2 protein-coding genes are annotated in these 2,851 nt (G+C 62.2%); both read right to left on the bottom strand.

Annotated features, from left to right (window positions below; genetic code table 11):
- Positions 1–526 (bottom strand): sugar phosphate nucleotidyltransferase (locus EN991_RS30665; protein ID WP_164769482.1); only part of this gene is annotated, 526 nt, incomplete at its 3' end.
- A gap of 52 nt (positions 527–578) precedes the next feature.
- Positions 579–2,792, bottom strand: a complete 2,214-nt coding sequence (gene glgB, locus EN991_RS30660; protein ID WP_063171712.1) for a 1,4-alpha-glucan branching protein GlgB — start codon at positions 2,790–2,792, stop codon at positions 579–581.
- Between the last annotated feature and the right edge of the window lie 59 nt (positions 2,793–2,851).

Genomic DNA, 2,851 nt, shown 5'->3' with positions numbered 1-2,851 from the left:
GCATGACGCCGAAGCCGGTGGCTTCAATGCGCGGCACTTCGAGGCAGCCAACGGTGACGTCGGCATTGGCGTCGACGTGCTGGCGAAGCATCATCTCGTAGTCCATCTTGTAGATGTGGTCGCCAGCCAGGATGACCATGTATTCGGGTCCGTAGGCCTCGATGATGTCGATGTTCTGATAGACGGCGTCAGCCGTGCCCTCATACCACTGCGTTTCCGAGACGCGCTGGCTGGCCGGCAGGATGTCGAAGCTTTCGTTTCGCTCGGGGCGCAGGAAGTTCCAGCCGCGCTGCAGATGACGGATCAGCGAATGCGCCTTGTACTGGGTGGCAACGCCGAGGCGTCGAATGCCGGAGTTAAGCGCGTTGGAGAGCGCGAAGTCGATGATGCGCGTCTTGCCGCCGAAATAGACGGCCGGCTTGGCACGCCGGTCGGTCAGTTCCTTGAGGCGGCTGCCACGGCCGCCGGCCAATACATAGGCCATGGCATCGCGCGCCAGCGGCTGGGTCCGTTTCAAGTCTGCCATTTCTACCCTCCCAAGTTACTCGATCTCGACATGTTACTCAGTGTCGATGGGTTCAGTCGGCGACGAGCTCGAGCATGATCGTGGACAGCGGCGGCAAGAGCATCGTCGCGGCGATGCTTCCTTCCTCCGCCCGCGCCTCGACCATGCCGCCATTGCCCTTGCCGGAACCGCCATATTCAGAAGCGTCGGTGTTGATGATCTCGCGCCATTTGCCTGATGTCGGCAACGGCACGCGATAATTATCGCGCGGCACCGGCGTGAAATTGGAAATGACGGCCACTGGGCTGCCGCCCGGCGCACTGCGAAGCCAGGCAAAAACCGAATTCTGGCTGTCGTCGACGATCAGCCAGGAAAACCCTTCCGGCTCACAATCACGGCCATGCAGTGCCGGGCGCGAACGGTAGAGATAGTTGAGATCGCGCACCGTCTGCCAGACGCCGCGATGCGGCCGGAATTCAAGCAGGTTCCAGTCGAGCGCGCGCGCCTCGCTCCATTCGCGGCGCTGCGCGAACTCCTGCCCCATGAAAAGCAGCTTCTTGCCGGGATAGCCCCACATGAAAGCGTAGTAGGCGCGTAGCGTCGCAAACTTCTGCCAGTCGTCGCCGGCCATCTTGCCAAGCAACGTGCCTTTGCCGTGCACAACCTCGTCATGCGAGAGCGGCAGCACGAAATTCTCCGAGAAGGCGTAGGTCAGGCCGAAGGTGAGGTCGTTGTGGTGGTGCTTTCGGAAGATCGGCTCCTTGGAGAAATACTCCAGCGTGTCGTGCATGAAGCCCATATTCCACTTGAAGCCGAAGCCGAGGCCGCCTTCATGCACCGGTGCCGAGACCTTCGGCCATGAGGTCGATTCCTCGGCTATGGTCATGACGCCCGGATGATGGCCGTAGACCTCCTTGTTCATCTTCTGCAGGAAGCTGACCGCCTCGAGATTCTCGCGGCCGCCCTTCTCGTTGGGGATCCATTCGCCGGCCTTGCGTGAATAGTCGAGGTAGAGCATCGAGGCGACCGCGTCGACGCGCAAACCGTCGACATGGTATTTCTCGGCCCAGAACAGCGCATTGTTGACCAGGAACGACACCACCTCGCGGCGGCCGAAATTGTAGATCGCGGTGTTCCAGTCGGGATGAAAACCCTTGCGCGGATCGGCATGTTCATAGAGCGCGGTGCCATCGAAATTGGCCAGGCCATGCGCGTCGACCGGGAAATGTGCCGGCACCCAGTCGAGGATGACGCCGACGCCGGCGCGGTGGGCGCCATCGACGAAACGGGCAAAGCCGTCCGGGTCGCCAAAGCGGGCCGACGGCGCGTAAAGGCCGGTCGTCTGGTAGCCCCAGGACGGGTCGTAGGGATGTTCAGAGATCGGCATGAATTCGATGTGGGTGAAACCGGTCTCGACCACATAGGGGATCAGCCGGTCGGCCAACTCGTCCCATGACAGGAACGTTCCGTCGTCGCGAAGCTGCCAGGAGCCGGCATGGACCTCGTAGATCGAGATGGCTTCTCGCCGGTGATCGGCATTGCGCCAGAAATTGCGATGCGCCTCGTCGCCCCACTCGTGCGCCGGCGGCACCGCCACGACCGAAGCAGTAGCCGGACGCAGTTCGGATTTGAAGGCGAACGGGTCGGCCTTCAGCGGCAGCCTCACACCATCGGGGCCGATGATCTCGTATTTGTAGGGTCGTCCGGCACCGATGTCGGGTACGAACAGTTCCCAGATACCGGTGTCGCGGCGGTCTCGCATGGTGTGCCGGCGGCCGTCCCACTCGTTGAAGTCGCCGACCACAGAGACGCGCCGCGCATTGGGAGCCCAGACGGCGAAATGCACTCCGGTGGCGCCTTCGTGATCGATGACATGGGCGCCGAGCTTGTCGAACAGCCTTAGATGCGAGCCTTGGGCGATGTAGTAATCGTCCATCGGGCCCAGCACCGGACCGAACGAATAGGGATCGGTCAGCCACCAGTCGCCGCCGGCGTTCCTGGCATGATAGCGCAGGGGTTGCCGCTTCTTGATCGAGAGCTTGCCTTCGAAAAAGCCGCCATCGTCGCGCCTGGACAGTTCACCCGCGATGGTGCCGGTCAGCGTGTAGGCGGTGACGAATTCGGCATTCGGAACAAAGCACCGGGCATACAGGCTCTTGCCGACCTCATGGACACCAAGGACGGCGAAGGGATCTCCGTGCGTGCCGGCAACAATCGCCGCGACATCGCCGGCTGGCGCCAGTCCATCCGGCCCGCTTGTCGCAGCGGTCGCGCGCGGCTTCTTCATCAGGCAGTGTCCCTCCCCGGGCACCAAGTGTTTGTTTCTAGTGATGTGAATCCGACATT

The organism is Mesorhizobium sp. M7A.F.Ca.US.005.03.2.1 (assembly GCF_003997795.1).
In the GTDB taxonomy this organism is placed as follows: Bacteria; Pseudomonadota; Alphaproteobacteria; order Rhizobiales; family Rhizobiaceae; genus Mesorhizobium; species Mesorhizobium ciceri.
This window is presented reverse-complemented; position numbering and strand designations above follow the sequence as displayed.